Source organism: Cloacibacterium sp. DMC96 (assembly GCF_056313765.1).
The window spans coordinates 20,184-44,611 of the sequence record NZ_JBQUZQ010000002.1 but is presented as its reverse complement, the minus strand read 5'-3'; the positions used below and the strand labels follow the sequence as shown (position 1 = coordinate 44,611).

Sequence of the window (24,428 nt, the reverse complement as noted above, 5' to 3'; positions counted from 1 at the left end):
TAATTCAAAACTTATTTGAATATTATGGAAAATGAAAATTTAAATTACAATCCATCATTAGATGAAATTGTATTTGAGCATAGAAATAAAGAATACGGTGCATATGATTTAAGATCAAGTTACAGAAGAATCTTAACAAGATCTATGATCATTGGAACTCTTATTTTCTGTATAGCAGCAATTACTCCTTTTGTAGTAATGAAAATTAAGCAATTAGCTGCTAAAGAAAAGACAGAAGTAGATGCGAACCTTATCGAAATTCTTCCTGAAGAACAAGTGAAAGAAGAGATTGTGGAAAAAGAAGAAACTCCACCACCTCCACCACCTAAAGTAGAAGAAAAGATTGAAATTCTACAAAACGTAGTACCTGAACCAGTAAAGGCGCCTAAAGTGGAAACTCCACCTCCGCCAATTTCTGAACAGTTAAAAACTACAACAGGTCTTGTAAATCAAGAAGGGGTAAAACAAACGAATTATGCACCACCTCCTGTTGCGGCTCCACCAAAAGCTGCTGCAGTAGAGTCTAAAGCTCCAAGTACTACAGAGGTTTATGAATCTGTAGACCAAGAAGCAGAATTCCCTGGAAGTTTAAACTCTTTTAGAAATAAAATTGGTGAAAACTTTGATAACTCTGCAATGGAAGGAGGAGAGGGAACACTTAAAACTACAGTTACTTTTATTGTAGAAAGAGATGGTACAATTTCTGATGTTAAAGCATCTGGTTCTAACCCAGATTTTAATAGTGAAGCTGTAAGAACAGTGAAAAGTATTAGAACTAAATGGGTTCCTGCAAAAATTAATGGTCAACCAGTAAGACAAAGATTTAGGTTACCATTAACTATGAATTTTGAATAAACTTACCAATTTTCATATAAAAAGAGAAGCGTAAGCTTCTCTTTTTTATGTCATTTAATAATAACTTAATTGCTAGTATATGTTTAATTATTTATCTATTTTAATCGGATTATTTTATATTGCATTAGGTGTTTTTGTAATTGTATATCGGTTTTTTCTAGTGCAATTAGATGAGATGCCGTCTTATTTATTAGGTGGATTACTCATTTTATATGGAATTTTTAGAATAGGAAGAGCAATTTATTACATAAGAAGAAAGGATGAAGAAGACGTTTAAGATTTTTATTGTTTTTATTTTAGTTTTTTCAGTTATTTCTTGTTCTCAAAATGAATCAAGCAGACCAAACAAAGGTGAAATAGTCATTGCTGCAGATGAATCTTTTAGAAACGTAACAGAAGCTTTGGCAGAAAGATATGTTGCGCATTATCCTGAAACTAAACTTCATCTTAAATTTCAGAAAGAAGACTATGCCTTAATGGATTTATTGAAGCGAAACGTAAGAGTTATCGTGATGTCTAGAGAGCTTACAGCAAAAGAAAAAAAACTCTATGAAGAAATGGTAGATCTTCCTTTAGAGCCTGCAAAATTCGCTGGAGATGCAGTAGTATTTGTAGTTGCTAAAGATTCGCCTAAAAACTCAATTAGTGTTCAAGAAATAAAAAAAGAACTACAATCTGATGAAAAAAATATAATTTTTGACGGTGTAAATGCCAGTAATTTTAATTTTGTAGCTCAGAAATTAAATTTAGCCCCACAAAAAATAAAATATTCACTAATTAAAGGTAATAAAGGAATTGTAGAGCAAATTAGTAAATTCCCTAATAGTATAGGGGTTATTAGTCTTAATACCATCTCGAATCCTTACTCTCGCGAAGCTGAAAATTTAAGGAAACAAATAAAAATTCTCTCTGTTACAGAAAATAATATTGCTTATGAGCCGAACAGAGAAAATATAAGAAATATGAAATATCCATTCACAAGGATTCTTTATTTTTTAACTAATGAAGGACATTTTGGGTTAGGTAATGGTTTTATCAGATTCTCTTGCACTCAAAAAGGTCAAATAGTGGTAAGTAAAGAAGGACTTCAACCTTATAATATTTTTAAGAGAGAAGTAATGATGAGATAAAAAATTTTTAATTTTAAGAGATTTAATTTAATTTTGGAACGGAAATTGTGTATTAGTTATTAACATAATACATTAACAATAAAAAAATAGAAAAATGAAATATAGATTCGGACTTCCTAAAAAAATAGTTTTTGGTGCAGCAGCAACTTTTCTATTAAGTTTTGCAAGCGCACAAACAGTGTCAGAAGGGATTATTAATTTAGATAGCCACAAATATGCAAAGGCTAAAGAAGTTTTTAATCAGATGATTGCTAAGTCGCCCACTGCAGAAAACTATTATTATTTAGGATACTCATATTTAAGTCAGTTTGAACCAAATTTTGAACTAGCTAAAGAAAATTTCGATAAAGGTTTAGCAATTGATTCTAAAAGCTATCTTAATAAAATTGGTCTTGCTACCATTAAATTAGGGAAAGGTCAAAAAGCTTCTGCAATCACAGAACTTACTCAGGTTGCAAAAGAGTCTAAAGAAAAAGACGCAGAAGTTCTTTATAGAATTGGAGAAGCGCTTACCATGTTCGAAAATAACAATGATCCAGCTTTAGCCATTACTTATATCAATAAAGCAATTGAAAAAGCACAGAAATACGGTGTTCCTGCTTACTATTATTATACTTTAGGAGATGCATACAGATTAACTAGAGATCCAGGAAATGCTATGACTGCTTATGACAGAGCTTCTGAAGTTGCTAAAAATAAAGCTTCTGTTTTCTACAGAATGGCTACTTTATGGATGGCTGCTAAGCAATATAAAAAAGCAGAAGAAAACATTGCAAAAGCAATCAATACAGATGCAACTTATGCTCCAGCGTACAAAGCACAAGCTCAGTATAATAAAATTTTCCAAAAACATGAGGAAACTACTCAGAGTTTGATTAATTATACGAAATATGCAGACGAAGATCCAAGTACAGCATTAGAGATTGCGAAGTTATACTTTATTAATAGTGACTTTGCTGAATCTAAAGCAACTTTAGATAAGGTTTTTGACAAAGTAAATGATCCAATTAAGTTCAAGTTAAGAGCTTATTTACAATATAATGAAAATGATTTTGTAAACGCTAAAACTAATCTAGAAACTTATTATGCAAAAGTAGAGCAATCTAGAATCATCCCGAGTGATGCAGGTTTAGAAGCTGTGATTTATGCAGGATTAGCATCTAAAGAAGCAGACGCTGCTGCAAAAGCCGCTTTAATGCAAAAAGCTAATGAAAAATTAGCGGTTGTAAAAGCTGCTAAAGATGACACTCTTGATTGGGATTCAGAATTCGCAAAAGCATCAAGTGGTGCTGCAGAACTTCAAGCAAAAGCAGACGCAGGTCCTTCTAATGACAACATCATGGCTCTTAAAAAACAAGTAGCTGCAAATAAAGAAGATACTACTGCGTTGTTCAATTTAGCAATGGCTTATCAAGAAGTAAGTAACTGGGATGGTGCTGCTCTAGCTTGGCAAAAGATGAATGATCTTCTTCCAACTTGGGAACCGGCTTATTATAGCAAAGGTTATGCATTACAACAAGCTGGTTATAAAGAATTAGCTGCTGTAGCTTTCCAGAAATATATAGATGTAGCATTAACTAAAACTCCAGCAGAACAACAAGCTTTACAAGAAACATTGTTTGGAGCTTACTATTCTGTAGCTTACTTGTTACACACTACGGATAAAGTAAAGGCAAATGAAGCTTTACAAAAAGCTTTAGCAATGAAACCAAACGATCATAATTCACTTCTTTTACAGAAAGAATTAATGAAATAAAAAATGAGCTTCTCTATTGAGAAGCTTTTTTTAATTCTAAATTTGAAAATTTAATTTTAATTTCTGTATTTTTGACCCATGAAAGTAGATATTTTAGCAATAGGGGCACATCCAGATGACGTAGAGTTAGGCTGTGGCGGGACTATAGCAAAATTAATTTCCGAAGGAAAAAAAGTAGCCATCATAGACCTTACCGAAGGTGAATTAGGAACAAGAGGAACTAATGAAACCAGAGCGCAAGAAGCGGCAACTGCATCTGAAATTTTAGGAATTTCTGCTAGAGAAAATCTTAAAATGAAAGATGGTTTTATTATCAATTCTCAAGAATATCAGTTTAGAATCATTGAAATGATTAGGAAATATCAACCAGAAATCGTGCTTTGTAATGCGATAGACGATAGACATCCTGATCATGCGAAAGCCGCAAAATTAGTTTCAGATGCGTGTTTTTTATCTGGATTGGTTAAGATAAAAACCGATTATGAAGGTGAATCTCAAAAATTTTGGAGGCCAAAACAAGTTTTTCATTACATTCAGTGGAAAAATATTGAACCGGATTTTGTAATGGATATTTCTGGATTTTTAGACAAAAAAATAGAAGCTTGTTTAGCATATAAAACTCAGTTTTATGACCCAACTTCCACAGAACCAATAACTCCCATCGCGACCAAAGATTTTTTAGAAAGTCTAACTTATAGAGCGCAAGATTTAGGAAGATTGAGTGGAGTAGAATATGCAGAAGGTTTCACAACTGAAAAGTTATTAGCATTTAAAAATTTTGAAGGAATTATTTGTTAATTGTTTTAAAAATTTTATATATTTGCACACGCAAAAACGGTGATTGTAGCTCAGTTGGTTAGAGCGTCGGATTGTGGTTCCGAAGGTCGTGGGTTCGAGACCCATCATTCACCCAAAAAAAGCATCCAAATTTTGGATGCTTTTTTATTTTATATATTTCATGAGATTTTAAGCTTTGGTGATGCTGTCCAGAACCAGAGTTACAGGACCGTCATTCAGTAAAGATACTTTCATATCAGCCCCGAAAATCCCACTTTCTATTTTTAATCCAGATTTAGCAATCTCAGATTTAAAATATTCAAATAGAGGAATTGCTTTTTCAGGTTTAGCTGCTTTTATATAAGAAGGTCTGTTGCCTTTTTTGTAATCCGAGATTAAAGTAAATTGGCTGATACATAAGATTTCTCCCGCTACATCTTTTACAGAAAGGTTCATTTTTCCTTCAGAATCTGAAAAAATCCTTAAGTCTACCACTTTTTTAATTAACCAATTAGCATCTTCTTGAGTATCGTTTTCATCTACGCCGATGAGAAGGAGCAAGCCTTGAGAAATTTCTCCTACAATTTTTCCTTCTACTACAACAGATGCTTCTTTTACACGTTGAACTACTATTTTCATGCCTCTAAATTAATTATAAATATTTAAAATGTTGGTAGAAGAATTATAATTATAAAAATATTGTTTCAGAGGATAAGGACTTACAGAAGCAGGCGCTCCAGAATTGAGAAACCATTTTGCATTGTCTTTTTTGCAAATAACCAAACTGCCATTTTCTACTTCTAATGTAGTGTCTGTAGATGGACAAATATGTGGTGCGTTTCTATCATAAATTTTGAAACCATCATTGGTTCTATAAACGATTAAGCCTCTGGTTCCAGATTGCTGTTCTGAGACATAAATCCAGCCTCCAATATTGTTAAGAGGATAATAAGAAGGTAGGCTTAAATTGAGCTGAACAGAAATAAATTGATTGGGAAAACAACTGGTAGTTTCTTCTCTGTTAGAACAAGAGTTGAGCGTTTTTAATGCGCTGAAAGCCAGTAAAATTGGGATAATTATTTTTAAAAGGCTTGGTTTCATATTAAAATTAATCATATCTTTGTAACTCGAATTTTTAATGAATATTGTCCGGCAAAGGTCGGATTATTTTTTTATATTAACATTAACGCAAAATAACCAGATATGAGTAAAGTAATGAATTATGTAACCAAAGAAGGTTTGGAAAAAATGAAGGCAGAGTTAGAACTACTCGAAAGCATAGAAAGGCCTAAAATTACTCAACAAATCGCAGAAGCAAGAGATAAAGGAGATTTATCTGAAAATGCAGAATATGACGCAGCGAAAGAAGCGCAAGGTTTGCTAGAAATGAAAATCTCTAAAATTAAAGATACTATCGCAAACTCTAAAGTGATTGACGAAAGTCAATTAGACACTTCTAAAGTTTCTATTCTTTGTACCGTTCGTCTTAAAAATAATGCGACCAAACAAGAACAAAAATTTACATTGGTTCCCGATAATGAGTCTGACATTAAAGCAGGAAAAATTTCGGTAAATACTCCTATTGCAAAAGGATTATTAGGTAAAGCTGTAGGCGAAACTGCAGAAATTGTATTGCCAAATGGAAATAAACTTTCTTTTGAAGTTTTAGAAATTTCATTGTAATTTTAATCTTTAAAAATTACAGATTATGAGTTCTATATTCACCAAAATTGTAAACGGAGAAATCCCTAGCTACAAAATCGCTGAAGACGAAAATTATTTGGCTTTCTTAGATGTAATGCCATTAGCAAAAGGTCATACTCTTGTGATTCCAAAGAAAGAAGTAGACTTAATCTTTGATTTAGAATCAGAAGATTTTAAAAATCTTTGGGGATTTGCTCAACAAGTAGCCAAAAAAGTTGGAGCAGCGATGCCATGTGTAAGAGTGGGAGTGGCTGTGATAGGATTAGAAGTTCCTCATGCGCACATTCATTTGGTTCCCATGAATACCATGCAAGATCTTAATTTTGGAAACGAAAGATTGAAACTTTCACCAGAAGAATATCAAGAAATTCAAAATAAAATAATTAACTCTTAAAATATATTAACTCAAATTTCATAGCGAAGTTTGAGTTTTTTCAAAAATAAAAAGAATGAATCCTAATCAATGCTCATTTTGCGGAAGAAAAAAATCTGAAGTTGAAATTTTAATCTCAGGACAAAATGGATTTATCTGTGAGAACTGTGTAGAACAAGCGCATGCTATCGTAAAAGAAAGTGTACATGAAGATGAGTTTTCGCCAGCTACCTCGATTGAAGAACTTAAAAAACCTAGAGAAATTAAAGAATTTCTAGACGAATACGTAATTGGTCAAGATCAAGCCAAAAAACAATTATCTATTGCAGTTTACAACCATTATAAAAGACTTCTTCATAATAAAGACGAAAATAAATCTGTAGAAATAGAAAAGTCTAACATTATTATGGTAGGCGAAACAGGAACGGGGAAAACACTTTTAGCAAAAACGATTGCTAAGCAATTAAACGTTCCGTTTTGTATTGTAGATGCTACTATTTTAACAGAAGCTGGTTATGTAGGAGAGGATGTAGAAAGTATTTTGTCTAGACTTTTAATGGTGGCGGATTATGATGTGGAAAAAGCAGAAAAAGGAATTGTTTTTATTGACGAAATTGATAAAATTGCCAGAAAATCAGACAATCCGAGTATTACCAGAGATGTTTCTGGTGAAGGCGTTCAGCAAGGTTTATTGAAGCTTCTAGAAGGAAGTATTGTAAATGTTCCACCACAAGGAGGAAGAAAACATCCTGACCAAAAATACATTCAAGTAAACACTCAAAATATTTTATTTATTGCTGGTGGAGCATTTGATGGAATTAAAGAAATCATCGAGAGAAGACTCAATAAGCAAGCGATAGGATTCAGTACAGATAAACATTCTAAAGTTGAAGAAGAAAGCTATATTCTAGAAAAATTAAATGCTACAGATTTAAGAAGTTTTGGGCTTATTCCAGAATTATTAGGGAGATTTCCTATTGTTACTCATTTGGATAAACTGACAAAAGAAACAATGCTTAGAATCCTTACAGAGCCTAAAAATTCTATCATTAATCAATTTGTTGAACTTTTTAGGTTAGACGGCATAAAACTTGCATTTACGGATCAAGCTCTTGAAAAAATTGTAGACTATACCATTGACAAGGGTTTAGGTGCAAGAGGTCTTAGAGGTACTACTGAGAAGGTTCTCGAGGATTATATGTACAAAATAGATGAAATAGAAAAAGACTTACTCATTGATAATGAGGATATTTTTATATAAAAAGTTTGTCTTTTAATATAAATTTGCTATATTTGTACATTCAAAGAGTTGTATAAATTCTTGAAAAAAACACAAACAAATGAAAAAAAATTTACTCACATTATCTTTAGTAGGAGTGTGCGCTTTCGTGAATGCACAACTCACTTACGTAGGAAACGGTGCTCTAGTCCATGTTCAGGATAAAGCATTAGTTTACAGTGGAGGTGGTGTAAAACTTGATGGAAATGCTAAAGTAAATACCATAGGAGACTTTATGGTCGTTACCCCTTCTCAAAGTTTTGAAGTTGCTCCAACTGCTGATTTTCGTTTACAATATTCTTCTTCTTCTGTTTATGGTCAATTGTATATTAAAGGTATGCCTCAAGCCAATATTACAGGTAAGGTAAATAAAGAATATGTAGATGTAAAACACGGAAATACAGGAAGACAGCAAGTTGCACTTCCTTTCTATAATTATTCAATTACTGATTTACAAGCTTCATTACCACATATTAATGTGGCCAATTCTGCCTTAACTGTAACAGGTAGATTTAACAAAAGATCAGTTTTTAAATGGAATAATACCACCGCTGCTTTTGATCAATTAACTACTACTCTTACTCCAACTGTAGTAGGAAAACCCACAGATTATTACATCTTGTCTAGAAGGTTGTATGACGGAACTGAAGTTTGGAATCCAACGTTAGTTGCAGAAAATCCAAATGCAAATTTGCAGGGATATGTACCTTCTAGCGCGTCTGATTTATACTCTGCGAACTCTATGAAAAAAATCTTCAAAGGAGTTCCAGTGTCTGATTTAAATACCGCAGATACAGAAGTTACACTTGCGGGAGCTTTTAGTGGAAGTTTCGGAACAAATGGTGCTACTAAAAATGCATATAACGAAAGTTATAACACCTATGTAGATGATCCTTTTGTAACTACAAAATGGAGTGCAGATTATGGTAAAAACCTTTATCAACATGGGAATCCTTATTTAACTAATATCGATTTGTCTCTAGTTAAAAAAGGAACTGTAGCTACGGATGATGAAAATGCAATTTCTAATTTAAATGGTATTTCTTATTACACTTCAGGTATTGAAAATTCTTTCCCAGTTGGTACTATTTATACTTCTACCACTGCTGTTGTTAGAACTTTTGACTCTGCAGGAAATGTAAATGGAGGCCTTGCAAATGATTTGGTAATTAAACCAATGCAGGAATTCATGATTAAGCTAACAGATAATACTTCTCAAACTTTAAAATTTTCAAAAACAAGAAGATTTGCTCAAACAGCAAGACCTGAAGCTACTCCTTATTCTGTAACCGCTAGAGTAAGTAATGCACCAGTAGTTACCAAGCAGTTAGGTGTAGTATTGTATGATGCTAATGATACTGAAATAGGAAGAACGTTTTATATTGTAAATAACGAAGCAGTTTCTGGATTCTCTCCTGAAAATGCTAGAATGCAAGCTACTACAGGTTCTACTTCTATTTATACTAAGGAAGAACAAGTTTCGGGAGGTGCAGATGTAAATGCTAATTATAATTTATTTATCAATGAAGCAAATGAAGTAGATTTTTCAGGAAAAGAAATTCCTTTGGTTGTTAATAATGCGAATGCGGCTAAATTAAAATTCTTCCTAATTGAAGGAGGTAAATTGGTGGAAGATAAAGGAAATTTATCAAACGGAAAATCTTTTTATTACCGTAACAATGGTACATTAACAAAAATTAAAAGCGGTGATACATTTTCCTTAACAAATACCAATTTTACTTATGGTTTATTCTATGAACAACCGGCTGGAGTTCTTGGTACTTCTGAACTTTTAAAAGGACAAACTATAGTAGCTAAAAAAGATCAAGGATATGTAGTAAGATTTAATAAAAATTGGAAACAGGCAGATATAGAAGTTTATTCTTCTGTAGGTCAATTATTACATTCTGCAAAAAAAGTTTCTACATATGATGATTATAAACTACCTTTAGATAATGTTACTAATGGAGTTTATATCGTAAAAATTAAGTCTAATGATGGAGAAATAGTAACCAAGAAAGTAATAAAATAAAAACACAAGTCATGAGAAGCACAATGAAAAAATTATTTATAAGCTTTAGCTTTTTTCTTGGTACCATGCTAACTTTGGCCCAAGTTGTTCCACCACCTCCGCCAGAACCGGAGTCTGGAGATATTGGAGGTCCTGCAACTCCGATTGATAATTACATTGTTGTATTACTTTTAGTGGCAATATTTGTAATTGCTTATGCACATAGAAAATTAAAAATGAATAATATATAAAATGTAAAAAAAACTCACGAGTAGTGAGTTTTTTTTTATCTTTATTGCATGAAAAGAAAACTGTTACAAACCACACTTTTATTACTAAGTTATTTTGCTTCAGCTCAGTTTACCATTAAGGTAGAATCTCCAAAAGATTTTTCATTCAATGAAGCTTATCTTTATACTGTCAATGGCTCTAAAGACATTTTAATTGACAAAGCCGAGAAAAAAAATAATACTTGGCTATTTCAGGTTAAAAATAGCTATTTAGGATTATTAAAAGTTTATTTTCCACAGGCTAATACTTCTTTAAACCTGGTTTCAGAAAATAAGAATGTAGACCTTAAGTTTTCGGTTAAAAATAATAAAGTACAGCAGATAGATTATTATGACGAAGTCAATAATATATTTTATAGTATTCAAGACCAACAGAAAAAAAGAGAACAAATTCTACCTGCACTCTATCAAATACAGAATTTTTATAAAGAAAACTCAGATTTTGGTGTTGCACTAAAAAATGAAGTTTCTAACTTAAGTGCAGACATAGTTTTTGATTCTGATAAGCATCCTTTCTTAAGTTATTATTTCAAAACCTACCAAAATTTTTTACAAGAATCTGTTGGTAAAAAGAATCCTACAAACGATGAGATCATTTCTTTTTTAAATAATACACAGAACTATTTAGAAACATCTTCATTGCTCAAGCCTATTCTCATGGTTTTCTTAAGCAATACAAGCAGATCAAATTTAGGCGATGAAGTAGATAAATTACTTACTGCAGTAAATGTAGAAACGCCTCGTGGACAAACAATACTGTCGGAATTAATTGAAATTTTTAATGTTTACAGCATTAAAGATTTAAAAGAAAAATATCTTACAGAAGCCAAAAATCTAAAATGTACCATCAATGATAGATTAGCCAATACTATAAAATCTAATGCAAATACAGAAATTGGAAAGATTATTCCAAATAATACTTTCGTAAATCCTGTAAATACTAAAGTAAAATCTCTACACGATGTGAAAGCAGATAAAAAGATTATCATATTGTGGTCTTCTACTTGTTCTCACTGCGAAAAAGAAATTGGAGAAATGGTGCTTCAGTATAATAAATTGAAAGAAAAAAATATAGAAGTAGTAGGCCTTTCTTTAGATTCTGATGCTAAATCTTATTCCGATAAAGTAAAAATGTTACCTTGGATTAATGACACAGAACTCAAAGGTTGGTACAGCAGTTATGTAGATACCTATAATGTGCATGCTACACCAACTTTCTATATAGTAGATGCTAAAAATAAGATTATAGCTAACCCAGAAAATTTTTCTGAAATTTTAGAATTATTACAGCTAAAATAATTTGTAGACTTTAAAATTATTTATATATTTGCACCACGAAAAACGGCGAGGTAGCTCAGGTGGTTAGAGCGTTGGATTCATAACCCAAAGGTCACGGGTTCAAATCCCGTCTTCGCTACAAGTTAAGCAATAAATATTTTAAATATTTATTGCTTTTTTTTGGATATAAATTATGATTATTTCTCTAATTTTCAAAAAATAAATTTTCAAATAGTTTCTTTTATTACAATTTTTAGTGAATAATAATATCTTAATGCTTCATAATGAAGAAATGACAAAAATTAGTTGAAAAAAAATGTAAAAAATTTTGTTAGTATGAAAGAAATATGTATTTTTACACCGCTTTCAATGAGCTATCGCTCGAAAGCAATAAATTTTTTTTCATCATTTGTGTTTTTAGAATCACATCCTAGGATGTGATTCTTTTTTTATGCCTTTCTTCGTTCGTATAGCACAAGTAAATCAATGAAATAAGAGTAAGTAACGCTACCTTCTTGTTGGTTTGATTTTAAGAAAATATCATTGGTGAAATAGAATATTTCGGCGATAAAAGAATCGTTTTTTTCTTTGAATAATCGTTCGTTTTTTAAATCTCTTTTCACTTCCTTAGAAATAAATAAACTCGATTGAGAAGCAAACTCTGGATTAGAGTTTTGTAGAGCATTAATTAAACTTTTAGTCACATATAAATAGGCGCTATATTTAAGTTCAGAACTATCTGAATTTTCACAAATGAGAAATCCTATAAAATTAGCTTCTTGTTCCCTTGCAAAACCTAATTGATGCGCACTTTCATGAGACAAAGTAAAAGGAATGTAAGTGTTAGGTAATTCAGCGTTATACTGTGCTTCTGTGGTAAATGGATTGTAATAGCCTAGGATTCCTGTATAGCTTATCATTGGATTAAATAAGCTCGATTTAAAGTTGTCAATATTTGACGTTTTAAATGGATAATATTCTTCTGGTAAGCGTTTTTGAGAATGAAGAATGCTTGACTTTAATACTTCAATGTTTTTAATTTTGAATACATGCTTTGTTTCAAATTTTTTTCTTTCTTGATTGGTTAATGCAATGTATTTTAAAGTAAGTTTTTCTAATTCTTTGGTGGAGATTTCTACTTTATTTTTGTCATAAAGAGGTTTTTGGAAATACAGCATTCCCCACGAAATTTGATAAATAAAATAAGAAATATTTAGTATAATCAATAGAACTCTAAAGTTTCTACTCTTAATACTTTTGAAAAGAAAAAATAAAAGGAAAAAGATAAAAATGATATAAAAAACATCCCCAAAAGAATATTTGAAATGAGAGAAAAGCTCATTTTGAAATTCTTTTTTGAAATGAAAAAAAGCAGTGAATTGCTGAACGATTATTTCGTTTTTTGAAAAGATATAGAATAAAAGAAATTGGGCAAACAATAAGCCTGCCCAAAATAATGATTGTTTATTTTTTAAAATTTTTACCATACTAAAGCGCTTGCCCCAAGAATTGCAGCATCTGCTTCTTGTAAGTCACTGTACAAAATTTTAACTTTATTTTTGAAAACTTGTAATAAGTTGTCTTCCATAGCTTGTCTGGTTGGCTTCATGATAAGGTCTCCAGCTTTGGTTAATCCACCGAAAAGTACAATGGCTTCAGGTGCAGAAAAATGTACGAAAGTAGCTAAAGCTTCTCCTAAAATTTGACCTGTAAATTCGAAAACTTCGTTGGCTAAAGAATCTCCTTGTTCTGCGCATTTAAATACGGTTTCACTGGTTAATTCATTGATAGGATAATTTTCTAATAAACTAGGAGAGTGCTGGGTTTCTTGTAATAATTCAATAGCGGTATCTCTTACACCTGTTGCAGATGCGTAAGCTTCTAAAGAACCTTTAAGTCCAGTTCCTTTATGCTCTCTACCACCATTTCTTACAATTACGTGACCTAATTCTCCCGCAAAACCGTTGTGTCCTAAAACGATTTTTCCATCAATGATAATTCCGCTTCCTACTCCAGTTCCTAAAGTAATGGTGATGAAGTTTTTCATTCCTTTAGCAGCACCATATTGCATTTCTCCTACAGCAGCAGCATTAGCATCATTAGTTAATTTAGCTGGAATTTTAAATTTCTGTTCTAGAAGTTCAGCCATAGGAATAATACCTTTCCATTTTAGGTTGGCAGCATATTCTATTGTTCCTTGATAATAATTAGCATTAGGAGCGCCCATTCCTATTCCTACGAATGCTTCTGGACCGCCATATTGCTCAATCATAGGATTAAGTTTTTCTGCTAAATCATCTATAAAAGCTTCTACGTTATCATGTTCATTGGTTTTAATTCTGTCTTGAACTAGAATTTCACCTTTTTTATTTACGATACCGAATTTGGTATTGGTACCACCTACATCGATACCAATTGCATATTTTTCTTTCATTTTAGTCAACTTTAATGTCTTTGTTTACGTTTTTGCTTCCTACTAATGCATAGAATAGCATATAAGAAATACCAATTACTACTACCCAATAACTCTGTACATATCCGAAGATATCAGCAGCATAACCTTGGATTGCTGGGATAATTCCTCCACCACAAACCATCACCATGAAAATACCAGATGCAGCTGCAGTATATTTTCCTAATCCTTCTGTAGCTAAGTTAAAGATTCCTCCCCACATTACAGAAGTACATAATCCGCATAATACCAATAGCATAATACTTACCGGAACTTGTGCTAATCCGAAAGAAATATCAGATTGGAAAACAGGCATACTTACCATTTGGTCTTTTGGTAAGAAGATTGCTAAAAGTACAAATACTAATCCTAGAACTGCTGCGAAACTTAACATTGATTTACTAGAAAATTTAGAACCCAAAACTCCTCCAGTTAATCTTCCTACTAACATTAAGAACCAATATGTTCCTACTACAGTTCCTGCAGTGGTAGCATTAATTTGTAAATCGCCAGTCATATAAAGATTAGCAATGTTAGGGATTCCTACTTCTACACCTACATATACGAAAATTGCAATCGCTCCTAATACAAAGTGTCTGAATGATAATGGACTGTGTGTATTTTTTTCTGTGCTTTTTTCTGCTACAATGTGTGGCTCTGGAATGCTCATAGAATATAATACGATAAATGCCAAAACAAAAATTCCTATTGCTAAGAATAATGCTGGATTAGCATCTGAAATAGTAGCTTTTGCTACATCTCCCATTAAATAACCTACTAATACTGGAACGATAGTAGCTCCCATAGAGTTTAATGTACCACCGAATTGTAATAATTGGTTACCTCTTTTTCCTTCTCCACCTAAAGTATTCAGCATAGGGTTTACTACAGTATTTAGCATACACATAGAGAAACCACCTACAAATGCTCCGATTAAATAAACGGCAAAACTTTCGATTTTACCAGAGAAGAAAGTAATTGCTACACCAGCAATACCTACCAAAATTGCAGTAAGAGCAGTTTTTTTATAACCAATTTTTTGCAGCATTAGACCTGCAGGAATCCCCATGAAAGCATAGGCGAGAAAATTGGCAAAATTACCTAATTGTGAAAGTAAATTACTTGCCTGAAATTGGTTTTTTACAATTACTCCCATCGGATTTTGTAAACCTGTAACGAAGGCAATCATAAAAAAGAGTGCAAACATCATTGCAATCGGTAAAGCATAGCTTTGTTTGTTTTGGTTAGTGTCCATATTTTTGTTTTTAATTTATTTTTATAAATCCTGTTTAGAAATTATGCTAACAAATATATTACTATTTTCTCGAAATGATACAATAGTGATTTTAATTATTTTGAAGGGTAAATTTAATAAGATTATGTGAAACTTCTTTCAATTCTTGTATGTTTTTTGTTGGCTCTAAAATATCATTAAAATAAATTTTAATTTTTCCTGGAAAGCCTTTTCCATGGTCAAAAGGAAACATTTTTTTCAATCCTACAATCGTAAAAACAGCAAGTGGAGACTGGTGTTTGTTAGATAAAATAAAAGCTCCATCTTTAAATTTGTCTAAAATGACAGACGTGTCATCTGGAACGCCTCCTTCTGGAAAAATCACAATGCTGTCTCCTTCTTCCATACGTTCTGCGCATCTTTCATAGACTTCTGCTCTGCTTTTGGGCGAACTTCTGTCTACCATTACACAGATTCTTTTATAGATAGTACCGAAAATAGGAATTTTAACCAATTCCTTTTTACCAACAAAACAAATAGGATGATGAGGGAATAATAAAACCGGAATAAAAATATCTACAATCGAAGTATGATTGGCAATAATAACGTATTGTTGGTTTCTGTCAATTTTTTTGTTGGTCTTATTAATGAGTTCATATCTGAATCCCATGCCGTAAAAAACACCTTTACACCAAAGTCTCACGAAAAAGTAAGCATATTTATAGTGTTCTTTTTTTATGGAGAGCAAATAGACAGGAATAAAGAATAGAATAAGTAGAATTCCGGCAAGTAAAACCATCCAGCCTCGCCAAAGATAATTAAGTGCTCTTTTCATGTTTTTAACCATTAAAAATTACGTTTTTCTTGATCGAATAATTAAGGATAGAAACCAATCCAATGGCGGCAATTTTACTTAAAATCTGTGGACTGAAGGTGTAAATAATCAGGTCTAGATTATCTCTAAAGATGGTATTGTAAAATAATTGGAAAAATAATAAACTCAATATGGTAGAGAAAAAAGAAATCACCATAAAATAAGCAAATTCCCTTTTTTTAGAGTGCTTCCCGCGTTCGAAAACAAACCAAATGCTTAAAAAATAATTGAAAACGATGCCACAAGTAGTAGATAATATGTTGCTCAACGGAAAATGAATTCCGTGAAAATTAGTCTCACTAGAATAAAAACGTGGGATATTAACACTGAATAATTTAAAACTCCCAATTTCTACGATCGCACTTAAACCTCCCGCAATAATAAAAAATAGAACTTGCTTTTGTTTTAATAAAAGTTGTTTCATAAAATTTTCTTACTACAAATTTAAACTTAAATGTTAAAGTTTAATAAATTATCATTAATTATTTTTTTATAACAAAAAAATATATAATTTAGTATAACAAAATACGCCATCAAAACCTGATAAAAAATTCATTTTCAATTATATATGAAAGTGATTTTTTTGTCTTGACACCAGATTGTTCATTGATATTTACCACACCAAATCAAAAAGTAAAAGTATGAAAACCCCAAGACCATACAGAAAATTTCAGTATAAGCAAGAAAAAATTAAGGACTTAGAAGAGCATAATCCACGCTTCAAAAGAATCTACTCAGAATTCGAAAATCTCTCAGACGAAATATGGGACATAGAAACTGGAGATAGAGCTTCTGTGCCAGATGATTTTATGTTTGCCCTTAAATTACAGACTCATTATTTAGAAGATGAAATAGATCATTGGCTAGACCTAAAAGATGAGGAAAGCATAGAATAAAAAAGATTTTCCTAATTTAGCAATTTAAACGGTTTGTGTATGATTGCAATTGTTGACGGTGGTTCTACAAAATGTGACTGGGTAATTCTAGATCATTCTGGTAAGATTTCTCAAAAGACCGAAACACTCGGTTTTAATCCAAATATTATTAATGCAGATTTGATTCCTCAAGAAATTGAGAAGAATCAGCATCTGTATTTTCTGAAAGAACATTTAAAAGAAATTTATTTTTACGGTTCTGGTTGCGGAACTCCAGAAAATGCGGCTTTGGTAGAAGTTAATTTACAAAAAGCATTTCCACATGCTAAAGTGATTGTAAAAGAAGATATGACGGCTGCTGCTTATGCAGCTTACAATGGTAAACCTGCAATTGTTTGTATTCTAGGAACAGGTTCTAATTCATGTTTTTTTGATGGAGAAACCGTAAGGAGAGATTTGCCATCATTAGGATTCTTAATTGGTGACGAAGGAAGTGGTTCTGCGCTTGGTAAACAATTGTTGCGCAGGTTTTTCATGAAAAAATTGCCCAAAGATTTACACGAAGATTTTATGGCTACTTATCATCTTACGATAGAAGATGCCATTAGAAATATGTATCACAATCCTAGGGCTAATGCTTATCTCGCAGAATTTAATAAATTTGTAGTCCTCAAAAAATCACATCCATATTTTCAAAATATGATATTTGATGAGATGAAAAATTTCTTTGAATATCAAGTGCTTCCTTATGAAGAAGCCAGAGAAGCAGAGATTAACTTTATTGGTTCTATCGCTTTTGTGTACGAAGATATTTTGAGATCTGCCGCCGCAGAACTCAATCTTACCGTAGGGAAAATTGTACAAAGACCTATAGAAAGCCTAGTAGAGTATCATAAAAAATACATTTTCAATCAAGAGGAATAAAAAATATTTCCTCTTCTTTTTTTAATATAGAATTTACTTTTAATTAAATTTTTAAAAATTTATGTCAAATAAAACGCATAGAGATCAAGAGCAATTTAGAAACGCTGCGCTTGATTATCACAGAAATGAACCTAAAGGAAAAATAGAAGTCATTCCTTCTAAACCTCACTCTTCACAGAGAGATTTATCCTTAGCTTATTCACCAGGTGTAGCAGAACCTTGTTTAGAAATCGAAAAAAATCCTTCTACTATATATGAATATACCACCAAAGGAAACTTAGTAGCTGTAATTTCAAATGGAACTGCTGTTTTAGGATTGGGAGATATCGGTGCAGAAGCTTCTAAACCAGTAATGGAAGGGAAAGGATTATTGTTTAAAATCTTTGCAGATATCAATGTTTTTGATATTGAGATTAACGAAAAAGATCCAGACAAATTTATAGAAATTGTTAAAGGAATTTCGCCCACTTTTGGAGGAATCAATTTGGAAGATATCAAAGCGCCAGAAGCTTTCTACATAGAACAAAGACTGAAAGAAGAGCTTAATATTCCTTTGATGCATGATGATCAACACGGAACAGCCATTATTTCTGCAGCAGCATTAATTAATGCGTTAGAATTGGCAGATAAAAAAATAGATGAGGTGAAAATGGTGGTAAATGGAGCAGGGGCAGCTGCAATTGCTTGTACCAAATTATACATTGCACTAGGTCTTAAAAAAGAAAACGTATTGATGTGCGATTCTAAAGGAGTAATTAATCATAAGAGAGAAAATCTTACTCCAGAAAAATTAGATTTTATAGCACAAACAGATATTTCTACATTGGAACAAGCTTTAGAAGGGGCTGATGTTTTTGTTGGTCTATCTAAAGGAGATGTTATGACTGCGAAAATGCTTAGTTCAATGGCTGAAAATCCTGTGGTTTTTGCTTTGGCAAATCCTACTCCAGAGATTGACTATAATCTTGCTATCGCAACCAGACCAGATGTTATTATGGCAACGGGAAGAAGTGATTTTCCTAATCAGGTGAATAACGTTCTTGGTTTCCCATATATTTTCAGAGGTGCATTAGATGTACAAGCTACTGGAATTAATGAAGAAATGAAATTGGCTGCTGTAAAAGCAATCGCAGAATTAGCAAAAGAGCCGGTTCCTGAAATGGTGAAATTGGCTTATAATGTTAAAAATATAGGATTTGGTAGAGAATACTTCATTCCGAAACCATTTGATAATAGATTATTAACCAAAGTTTCCATTGCAGTAGCAAAAGCGGCTATGGAAAGTGGAATTTCTAGAAAACCGATTGCCGATTTTGAAGAATACGAAAATCAGTTGCTAGATAGAATGGGTAGAGATGAAAAACTCATCAGAATGATGCAAAACAGAGCGCGTTCTAACCCAAAACGTGTTACGCTAGGAAATGCTGAAGAATATAATGTATTGAAAGCTGCACAAATTCTTTATGAAGAAGGAATTGCTCATCCTATTTTATTAGGAGAGAAAAAATTCATCAAAGAACAAATGGAAAAATTCGGAATTCATCTAGACGTTCCGATTGTAGATCCTATGGATGATGACCAAGACGAAAATCGTAAAAAATATAGAGAAACGCTTTGGAGACTTCGCAATAGAAAAGGGGTTAATGAATATATTGCCAAAAGATTGGTAAGAAACAGAGATTATTTCGGGCCACTCATGTTGCAACATGGTGACACGGATGCGCTCATTGTAGGATATTCTAAAAATTACAGAACTGTTCTGAGACCTGTTTTAGAAATTATAGAAAAAGCAAAAGGAGTAGATAAAATTGCTTCTATGATGATGATTTTATCAGATAAAAAACCTTATTTCTTTGCTGATACTTCTATCCATGTAAATCCTACACCAGAAGAAATGGCTAACATTGCAAAAATGGCTGAATATGCAATTAAATCTTTCGCTATTCAACCAAGAATTGCTATGCTTTCTTACGAAAATTTCTCGGCCAATTCTGAGACGTCTAAAAAAGTAGCAAAAGCAGTAAATATTCTACATCAAAAATATCCAGATATGATTGTAGATGGAGAGTTTCAGCCAGATTTTGCGATGAGTGCAGATCATCTTCAAGATTATCCTTTCTCAAAATTAGGAAAAACTCCTGCCAATACTTTTATCTTCCCAAATCTAGAAAGTGCAAATCTTTCTTATAAAATTATAAGAGGAATGAAAGTAGCACAAGTAGTAGGACCTATTTTATTAGGACTGAAACAACCGGTACACGTTTTACAAATGCGAGCAAGTGTAGATGAAATTGTAAACTTGGCAACTATAGCCGTTTTAGATGCTCAAATGCGCGAAAATCAATAATATTTAAACCGAGAATTTTCTCGGTTTTTTTATTGTTAAAATTTTTTTTCCTCAAAAATAATTATCTAACTTTAACCTTAAAATTAAAATTATGTTTAGCATAAAGTCAAAATTCTTATTAGCAGTAGTATTAATTTCTGGTTACGCTCATTCTCAAGAAGTTGTAAATAAACCGTACTACAATTACCAAACAAAAGAGTATCAATCTAAAAAGTCTGTTTTCGTAAATTCTTTGTTGAAAAAGATGACATTAGACGAAAAACTAGGTCAACTTAATCTTCCCGGAGCTGGTGATATAACCACGGGACAAGCTCAAAGTTCTGATATTGCAAAGAAAATTCAAGAAGGAAAAGTAGGAGGTCTCTTTAATATTAAAGGAGTAGAAAAAATTAGAGAAGTTCAAAAAATTGCCGTAGAGAAAAGCCGTTTAAAGATTCCTTTGCTTTTCGGGATGGATGTAATTCATGGTTATGAAACCAATTTTCCTATTCCTCTAGGTTTGGCTTCTTCTTTTGATACTCAATTAGTGCAGCAATCTGCAAGAGTAGCAGCAAATGAAGCAAGTGCAAGTGGTATTAACTGGACTTTCTCGCCAATGGTAGATATTTCTAGAGATCCAAGATGGGGAAGAGTAGCAGAAGGAGCTGGCGAAGATCCTTATTTAGGTTCCGAAATGGCAAAAGCAATGGTGTTTGGATATCAAGGAAAAGATTTATCTCTGAATAATACTATAATGGCTTGTGTAAAACATTTTGCATTGTATGGAGCTCCAGAAGCTGGTAGAGATTATAATACAGTAGACATGAGCCACGTAAGAATGTATAATGAATACTTTCCTCCATATAAAGCTGCTGTAGATGCAGGTGTAGGTTCTGTGATGGCTTCTTTTAATGAAGTAGACGGAATTCCTGCAACAGGAAACAAATGGTTGATGACAGAAGTTCTTAGAAATCAATGGAAATTCAAAGGTTTCGTGGTGACTGATTATACTGGTATTAATGAAATGATAGACCACGGAATGGGAGATTTACAACAAGTTTCGGCTTTGGCAATGAACGCTGGTGTAGATATGGATATGGTAGGCGAAGGTTTTCTTACTACCCTTAAAAAATCTGTACAAGAAGGAAAAGTAAATATCAAACAAATTGATTTAGCAGTAAAAAGAATTCTTGAAGCAAAATATGATTTAGGACTTTTTGAGGATCCATATAAATATTGTGATGCAAACAGAACAAAAAATGAAGTTTACAGTCAGGCAAACAGAGATATTGCCAGAAATATTGCAGCACAATCTATGGTTTTAATGAAAAACTCAAATGAAATTCTTCCTTTAAAATCTCAAAAAAATATCGCTGTAATTGGGCCATTAGCAGACAATGCTGAAAACATGCCGGGAACTTGGAGCGTTGCCGCAAAACATAAAGAAGCGATTTCACTTTTAGCAGGTCTTAAAAAGACTTTTGGGAATTCTGTGAATTTTACTTATGCTAAAGGTTCTAATATAGATTATGATGCAACTTTCGAACAAAATGCTGCTATGTTTGGCAAAAACACTTACAGAGACAGCAGAAGCAAAGAAGAAATGTTGAAAGAAGCAATTGAGGTTGCTAATAAAGCAGATGTAATTCTTCTTGCCATTGGTGAAACTGCTGAAATGAGCGGTGAATCTAGTTCTAGAACCAATATTTCTGTTCCACAAGCTCAAAAAGATTTATTAAAAGAATTGAAAAAAACAGGTAAGCCAATTGTTTTGGTATTATTTGCTGGTAGGGCTATGGAAATCAATGAAGAAAGTGAATTAGCAGATGCTATTCTTAATGTTTGGTTCCCAGGATCAGAAGCTGGTTTAGCAATTTCGGATGTACTTTTTGGTAAAGTAAATCCTTCAGCTAAATTACCGATGACGTTCCCAAGAAGTGTAGGTCAAGTTCCTATTTTCTACAATCACAAAAACACAGGAAGACCACTTTCTCAATCATCTACTGAAAAATGCCAATTTGATAAATTCCGTTCTAATTATTTAGACGAATGTAACACTCCGCTTTATCCTTTCGGTTATGGTTTAAGTTACACTCAGTTTGCTTACAATAATCTAAATGTAAGTTCTAAAAATTTAAAAGGAAATCAAACTTTAAAAGTTTCTGTAGAATTGAAAAATTCTGGAAAATTCGACGGTGCAGAAATCGTACAATTATACATCAGAGACATGGTAGGTAGCAATACAAGACCAGTAAAAGAATTAAAAGGTTTCCAAAAAGTGTATTTAAAAGTTGGTGAAACCAAAACGGTTACCTTCAATGTAACTCCAGAAGATTTAAAATTCTATGATAATAACCTAAAATACGATTGGGAATCTGGTGAATTTGAAATTTTTGTAGGAGGTGATTCTCAAAAGACCGTTTCTCAAAAAATCACTTGGAATAAATAAATCTCAAAATATGAGAGCTTTTATCATCGCATTGTTTTCTGTTGTGTTCTTTTCGGCACAGCAGAAAACTTATTGTAATCCTATTAATATAGATTACGGATATACTCCCATTCCTAATTTTGCAACTCAAGGAAAACATAGAGCAACTGCAGACCCAGTAATTGTTAATTTCAAAGGGAAATATTTCCTTTTTAGTACCAATCAATGGGGATATTGGTGGAGTGAAGACATGTTAAACTGGAATTTTATTTCTAGAAAATTCTTAAAACCCGAAAACGAATTTCCAAACAGAGAAGCTGGTAAAGTAGACCATAAATTAGATGTTAATCATCAAGTTTATGATGAATTATGTGCACCTGCAGTTTTCGAAATGAACGATGAATTGTATGTAATAGGTTCTACACACGGACCGAATTTTGCCATTTGGAAATCTAAAAATCCTACAAAAGATGAATGGGAAATTGCGGTAGATAATTTTAAAGTAGGAGCTTGGGATCCCGCCTTTTTGTATGATAAAGATTTGAAAAAACTCTTCTTGTATTGGGGCTCTAGCAATGAATTTCCACTTCTAGGAACTGAGATTAATACACAAACATTGCAATCTGAAGGTTACGTAAAACCATTGATGTCTTTGCATCCAGATGATCACGGTTGGGAAAGATTTGGAGAATATAATGATAATACTTTCCTCAAACCATTTATGGAAGGAGCTTGGGTAACTAAGCATAATAATAAGTATTATCTGCAATATGGCGCTCCTGGAACTGAGTTTAGCGGTTACGCAGATGGAGTTTATGTGAGCAATAATCCGCTGGAAGGATTTTCTTATCAAAAACACAATCCTTTCTCATATAAACCGGGTGGTTTTGCAAGAGGAGCTGGACATGGTGCTACTTATCAAGATAATTTCGGACAATATTGGCATGTTTCTACCATGGTCATTAGCCAAAAAAATAATTTTGAAAGAAGGATTGGAATTTGGCCAGCTGGTTTTGATCAAGATGATGTGATGTACAGTAATACAGCTTACGGAGATTATCCTACTTATCTTCCAAATAAAAATGCAGACCATATTAAAGGTTTGTTTACAGGTTGGATGTTGTTAAATTACAATAAACCTGTTAAAGTTTCTTCTACTTTAGGAAGTTTTCAACCCAATTTTGCAGTAGATGAAGATATTAAAACGTATTGGAGTGCTAAAACTGGTGGCGCTAATGAATATATACAAACAGATTTAGGCGAAAAATCCTTAGTGAAGGCTATTCAAATCAATTTTGCAGACCAAGATGCTGAGTTTTTAGGTAAAACTTTAGGTAAATCTCATCAATATAAAATCTACGCTTCGGATGACGAAAAAAACTGGAAATTAGTGGTAGATAAGTCAAATAACACCAAAGATGTACCTCACGATTATATAGAAATAGAAAAACCATTTACCGCAAGATATCTTAAAATTCAAAATATTAAAATGCCTACTGGCAAATTTGCCATCAGTGGATTAAGAGTTTTCGGAAATGGAAGTGGTGAAAAACCTCAAAAAGTAGAAAATTTTGTGGTTCTGAGAAATCCAAAAGAAAAAGGAGGGGAGAGAAGAAGTTCATGGCTAAAATGGAAGCAAAATAACTTAGCAGATGGCTATGTAATTTACTTTGGAAAGTCTCCAGACAAGATGTACGGAAGTATTATGGTTTATGGTAAGAATGACTATTATTTTACAGGGATGGACGCTGCAGATACCTATTATTTTCAGATAGAGGCCTTCAATAATAATGGTATTTCAAAAAAAACAGAAATTGCAAAAGTTGAGTAATTCATAAAAAAGAGCTTGTATAAAGGCTTCA

The 24,428-nt window shown here is 32.5% G+C and carries 22 protein-coding genes and 2 tRNA genes; 17 read left to right on the top strand and 7 right to left on the bottom strand.

Annotated elements, in window-relative coordinates; all coding sequences use genetic code 11:
- Positions 1 to 24 precede the first annotated feature (24 nt).
- From ACT53I_RS08990 to ACT53I_RS08970, 5 genes are all read left to right on the top strand, one after another.
- Positions 25 to 855 carry an energy transducer TonB gene (locus ACT53I_RS08990; protein WP_104793947.1) on the top strand — a complete coding sequence of 277 codons (831 nt, stop codon included), beginning with the start codon at positions 25 to 27 and terminating at the stop codon, positions 853 to 855.
- Positions 856 to 1,115: 260 nt separating this feature from the next.
- Complete coding sequence (locus ACT53I_RS08985) at positions 1,116 to 1,985, top strand: PstS family phosphate ABC transporter substrate-binding protein (RefSeq protein ID WP_476079411.1); 870 nt, start codon at positions 1,116 to 1,118, stop codon at positions 1,983 to 1,985.
- 94 nt (positions 1,986 to 2,079) lie between these two features.
- Entirely contained in the window at positions 2,080 to 3,741 is a 1,662-nt protein-coding gene (locus ACT53I_RS08980; RefSeq protein WP_476079410.1) for a tetratricopeptide repeat protein, read from the top strand.
- A 78-nt stretch (positions 3,742 to 3,819) separates the two neighbouring features.
- Positions 3,820 to 4,539, top strand: coding sequence for a bacillithiol biosynthesis deacetylase BshB1 (bshB1, locus tag ACT53I_RS08975; protein WP_476079409.1), 720 nt, complete (start codon positions 3,820 to 3,822; stop codon positions 4,537 to 4,539).
- Positions 4,540 to 4,577: 38 nt separating this feature from the next.
- A tRNA-His gene (locus ACT53I_RS08970) sits at positions 4,578 to 4,653 on the top strand.
- A gap of 54 nt (positions 4,654 to 4,707) precedes the next feature.
- Here ACT53I_RS08970 and dtd read toward each other — a convergent pair.
- Together dtd and ACT53I_RS08960 are read right to left on the bottom strand one after the other, a co-directional pair.
- On the bottom strand, positions 4,708 to 5,157 hold the full coding sequence (gene dtd, locus ACT53I_RS08965) for a D-aminoacyl-tRNA deacylase (protein ID WP_424304897.1): 450 nt from the start codon (positions 5,155 to 5,157) through the stop codon (positions 4,708 to 4,710).
- Positions 5,158 to 5,166: 9 nt separating this feature from the next.
- Entirely contained in the window at positions 5,167 to 5,634 is a 468-nt protein-coding gene (locus ACT53I_RS08960; protein ID WP_476079408.1) for a hypothetical protein, read from the bottom strand.
- Positions 5,635 to 5,733: 99 nt separating this feature from the next.
- Here ACT53I_RS08960 and greA point away from each other — a divergent pair, with 99 nt between their 5' ends.
- The 7 genes from greA (at position 5,734) to ACT53I_RS08925 (ending at position 11,592) form a co-directional block, all read left to right on the top strand.
- A complete protein-coding gene (greA, locus tag ACT53I_RS08955) occupies positions 5,734 to 6,201 on the top strand; it encodes a transcription elongation factor GreA (RefSeq protein WP_069797966.1) in 468 nt (155 codons plus the stop codon).
- A 25-nt stretch (positions 6,202 to 6,226) separates the two neighbouring features.
- Entirely contained in the window at positions 6,227 to 6,616 is a 390-nt protein-coding gene (locus tag ACT53I_RS08950) for an HIT family protein (RefSeq protein ID WP_476079407.1), read from the top strand.
- Positions 6,617 to 6,671: 55 nt separating this feature from the next.
- Positions 6,672 to 7,856 carry an ATP-dependent Clp protease ATP-binding subunit ClpX gene (clpX, locus tag ACT53I_RS08945; RefSeq protein ID WP_409623118.1) on the top strand — a complete coding sequence of 395 codons (1,185 nt, stop codon included), beginning with the start codon at positions 6,672 to 6,674 and terminating at the stop codon, positions 7,854 to 7,856.
- A gap of 79 nt (positions 7,857 to 7,935) precedes the next feature.
- A complete protein-coding gene (locus ACT53I_RS08940) occupies positions 7,936 to 9,906 on the top strand; it encodes a T9SS type A sorting domain-containing protein (RefSeq protein WP_476079406.1) in 1,971 nt (656 codons plus the stop codon).
- Between the two features lie 23 nt (positions 9,907 to 9,929).
- Positions 9,930 to 10,136, top strand: a complete 207-nt coding sequence (locus ACT53I_RS08935) for a hypothetical protein (RefSeq protein ID WP_371489358.1) — start codon at positions 9,930 to 9,932, stop codon at positions 10,134 to 10,136.
- Between the two features lie 48 nt (positions 10,137 to 10,184).
- Entirely contained in the window at positions 10,185 to 11,474 is a 1,290-nt protein-coding gene (locus ACT53I_RS08930) for a TlpA family protein disulfide reductase (RefSeq protein ID WP_476079405.1), read from the top strand.
- Between the two features lie 44 nt (positions 11,475 to 11,518).
- Positions 11,519 to 11,592 (top strand) — tRNA-Met (locus ACT53I_RS08925).
- A gap of 310 nt (positions 11,593 to 11,902) precedes the next feature.
- Here the strand turns inward: ACT53I_RS08925 and ACT53I_RS08920 are convergent.
- The 5 genes from ACT53I_RS08920 to ACT53I_RS08900 all read right to left on the bottom strand — a co-directional run bounded on the left by ACT53I_RS08920 (position 11,903) and on the right by ACT53I_RS08900 (position 16,437).
- Entirely contained in the window at positions 11,903 to 12,940 is a 1,038-nt protein-coding gene (locus ACT53I_RS08920) for a DUF3810 domain-containing protein (protein ID WP_476079404.1), read from the bottom strand.
- Positions 12,934 to 13,887: an ROK family protein gene (locus ACT53I_RS08915; protein ID WP_476079403.1), complete on the bottom strand. Its 954-nt coding sequence runs from the start codon at positions 13,885 to 13,887 to the stop codon at positions 12,934 to 12,936. The genes ACT53I_RS08920 and ACT53I_RS08915 overlap by 7 nt, the downstream gene beginning before the upstream one ends.
- Position 13,888: 1 nt before the next feature.
- Complete coding sequence (locus tag ACT53I_RS08910) at positions 13,889 to 15,160, bottom strand: MFS transporter (protein ID WP_213189870.1); 1,272 nt, start codon at positions 15,158 to 15,160, stop codon at positions 13,889 to 13,891.
- Between the two features lie 91 nt (positions 15,161 to 15,251).
- Entirely contained in the window at positions 15,252 to 15,974 is a 723-nt protein-coding gene (locus ACT53I_RS08905) for a lysophospholipid acyltransferase family protein (RefSeq protein ID WP_476079402.1), read from the bottom strand.
- Between the two features lie 4 nt (positions 15,975 to 15,978).
- A complete protein-coding gene (locus ACT53I_RS08900) occupies positions 15,979 to 16,437 on the bottom strand; it encodes a GtrA family protein (RefSeq protein WP_371462638.1) in 459 nt (152 codons plus the stop codon).
- 217 nt (positions 16,438 to 16,654) lie between these two features.
- Here ACT53I_RS08900 and ACT53I_RS08895 point away from each other — a divergent pair, with 217 nt between their 5' ends.
- From ACT53I_RS08895 to ACT53I_RS08875, 5 genes are all read left to right on the top strand, one after another.
- Positions 16,655 to 16,909 carry a hypothetical protein gene (locus tag ACT53I_RS08895; protein WP_104793981.1) on the top strand — a complete coding sequence of 85 codons (255 nt, stop codon included), beginning with the start codon at positions 16,655 to 16,657 and terminating at the stop codon, positions 16,907 to 16,909.
- Between the two features lie 39 nt (positions 16,910 to 16,948).
- Positions 16,949 to 17,812 (top strand): BadF/BadG/BcrA/BcrD ATPase family protein, encoded by an 864-nt coding sequence (locus ACT53I_RS08890; protein WP_461376980.1) that lies wholly within the window; start codon positions 16,949 to 16,951, stop codon positions 17,810 to 17,812.
- 61 nt (positions 17,813 to 17,873) lie between these two features.
- Positions 17,874 to 20,159, top strand: coding sequence for an NADP-dependent malic enzyme (locus ACT53I_RS08885; RefSeq protein WP_476079401.1), 2,286 nt, complete (start codon positions 17,874 to 17,876; stop codon positions 20,157 to 20,159).
- Positions 20,160 to 20,250: 91 nt separating this feature from the next.
- Entirely contained in the window at positions 20,251 to 22,587 is a 2,337-nt protein-coding gene (bglX, locus tag ACT53I_RS08880) for a beta-glucosidase BglX (RefSeq protein ID WP_476079400.1), read from the top strand.
- 10 nt (positions 22,588 to 22,597) lie between these two features.
- Positions 22,598 to 24,397 (top strand): discoidin domain-containing protein, encoded by a 1,800-nt coding sequence (locus tag ACT53I_RS08875; RefSeq protein WP_476079399.1) that lies wholly within the window; start codon positions 22,598 to 22,600, stop codon positions 24,395 to 24,397.
- The last annotated feature ends 31 nt before the right edge of the window (positions 24,398 to 24,428 follow it).

Excerpts from the sequence above, each read along its gene's own strand:
- ACT53I_RS08990 (WP_104793947.1), top strand. The coding sequence starts at position 25 with ATGGAAAATGAAAATTTAAATTACAATCCATCATTAGATGAAATTGTA.
- ACT53I_RS08985 (WP_476079411.1), top strand. The coding sequence starts at position 1,116 with ATGAAGAAGACGTTTAAGATTTTTATTGTTTTTATTTTAGTTTTTTCA.
- ACT53I_RS08980 (WP_476079410.1), top strand. The coding sequence starts at position 2,080 with ATGAAATATAGATTCGGACTTCCTAAAAAAATAGTTTTTGGTGCAGCA.
- bshB1 (WP_476079409.1), top strand. The coding sequence starts at position 3,820 with ATGAAAGTAGATATTTTAGCAATAGGGGCACATCCAGATGACGTAGAG.
- dtd (WP_424304897.1), bottom strand. The coding sequence starts at position 5,157 with ATGAAAATAGTAGTTCAACGTGTAAAAGAAGCATCTGTTGTAGTAGAA.
- ACT53I_RS08960 (WP_476079408.1), bottom strand. The coding sequence starts at position 5,634 with ATGATTAATTTTAATATGAAACCAAGCCTTTTAAAAATAATTATCCCA.
- greA (WP_069797966.1), top strand. The coding sequence starts at position 5,734 with ATGAATTATGTAACCAAAGAAGGTTTGGAAAAAATGAAGGCAGAGTTA.
- ACT53I_RS08950 (WP_476079407.1), top strand. The coding sequence starts at position 6,227 with ATGAGTTCTATATTCACCAAAATTGTAAACGGAGAAATCCCTAGCTAC.
- clpX (WP_409623118.1), top strand. The coding sequence starts at position 6,672 with ATGAATCCTAATCAATGCTCATTTTGCGGAAGAAAAAAATCTGAAGTT.
- ACT53I_RS08940 (WP_476079406.1), top strand. The coding sequence starts at position 7,936 with ATGAAAAAAAATTTACTCACATTATCTTTAGTAGGAGTGTGCGCTTTC.
- ACT53I_RS08935 (WP_371489358.1), top strand. The coding sequence starts at position 9,930 with ATGAAAAAATTATTTATAAGCTTTAGCTTTTTTCTTGGTACCATGCTA.
- ACT53I_RS08930 (WP_476079405.1), top strand. The coding sequence starts at position 10,185 with ATGAAAAGAAAACTGTTACAAACCACACTTTTATTACTAAGTTATTTT.
- ACT53I_RS08920 (WP_476079404.1), bottom strand. The coding sequence starts at position 12,940 with ATGGTAAAAATTTTAAAAAATAAACAATCATTATTTTGGGCAGGCTTA.
- ACT53I_RS08915 (WP_476079403.1), bottom strand. The coding sequence starts at position 13,887 with ATGAAAGAAAAATATGCAATTGGTATCGATGTAGGTGGTACCAATACC.
- ACT53I_RS08910 (WP_213189870.1), bottom strand. The coding sequence starts at position 15,160 with ATGGACACTAACCAAAACAAACAAAGCTATGCTTTACCGATTGCAATG.
- ACT53I_RS08905 (WP_476079402.1), bottom strand. The coding sequence starts at position 15,974 with ATGAAAAGAGCACTTAATTATCTTTGGCGAGGCTGGATGGTTTTACTT.
- ACT53I_RS08900 (WP_371462638.1), bottom strand. The coding sequence starts at position 16,437 with ATGAAACAACTTTTATTAAAACAAAAGCAAGTTCTATTTTTTATTATT.
- ACT53I_RS08895 (WP_104793981.1), top strand. The coding sequence starts at position 16,655 with ATGAAAACCCCAAGACCATACAGAAAATTTCAGTATAAGCAAGAAAAA.
- ACT53I_RS08890 (WP_461376980.1), top strand. The coding sequence starts at position 16,949 with ATGATTGCAATTGTTGACGGTGGTTCTACAAAATGTGACTGGGTAATT.
- ACT53I_RS08885 (WP_476079401.1), top strand. The coding sequence starts at position 17,874 with ATGTCAAATAAAACGCATAGAGATCAAGAGCAATTTAGAAACGCTGCG.
- bglX (WP_476079400.1), top strand. The coding sequence starts at position 20,251 with ATGTTTAGCATAAAGTCAAAATTCTTATTAGCAGTAGTATTAATTTCT.
- ACT53I_RS08875 (WP_476079399.1), top strand. The coding sequence starts at position 22,598 with ATGAGAGCTTTTATCATCGCATTGTTTTCTGTTGTGTTCTTTTCGGCA.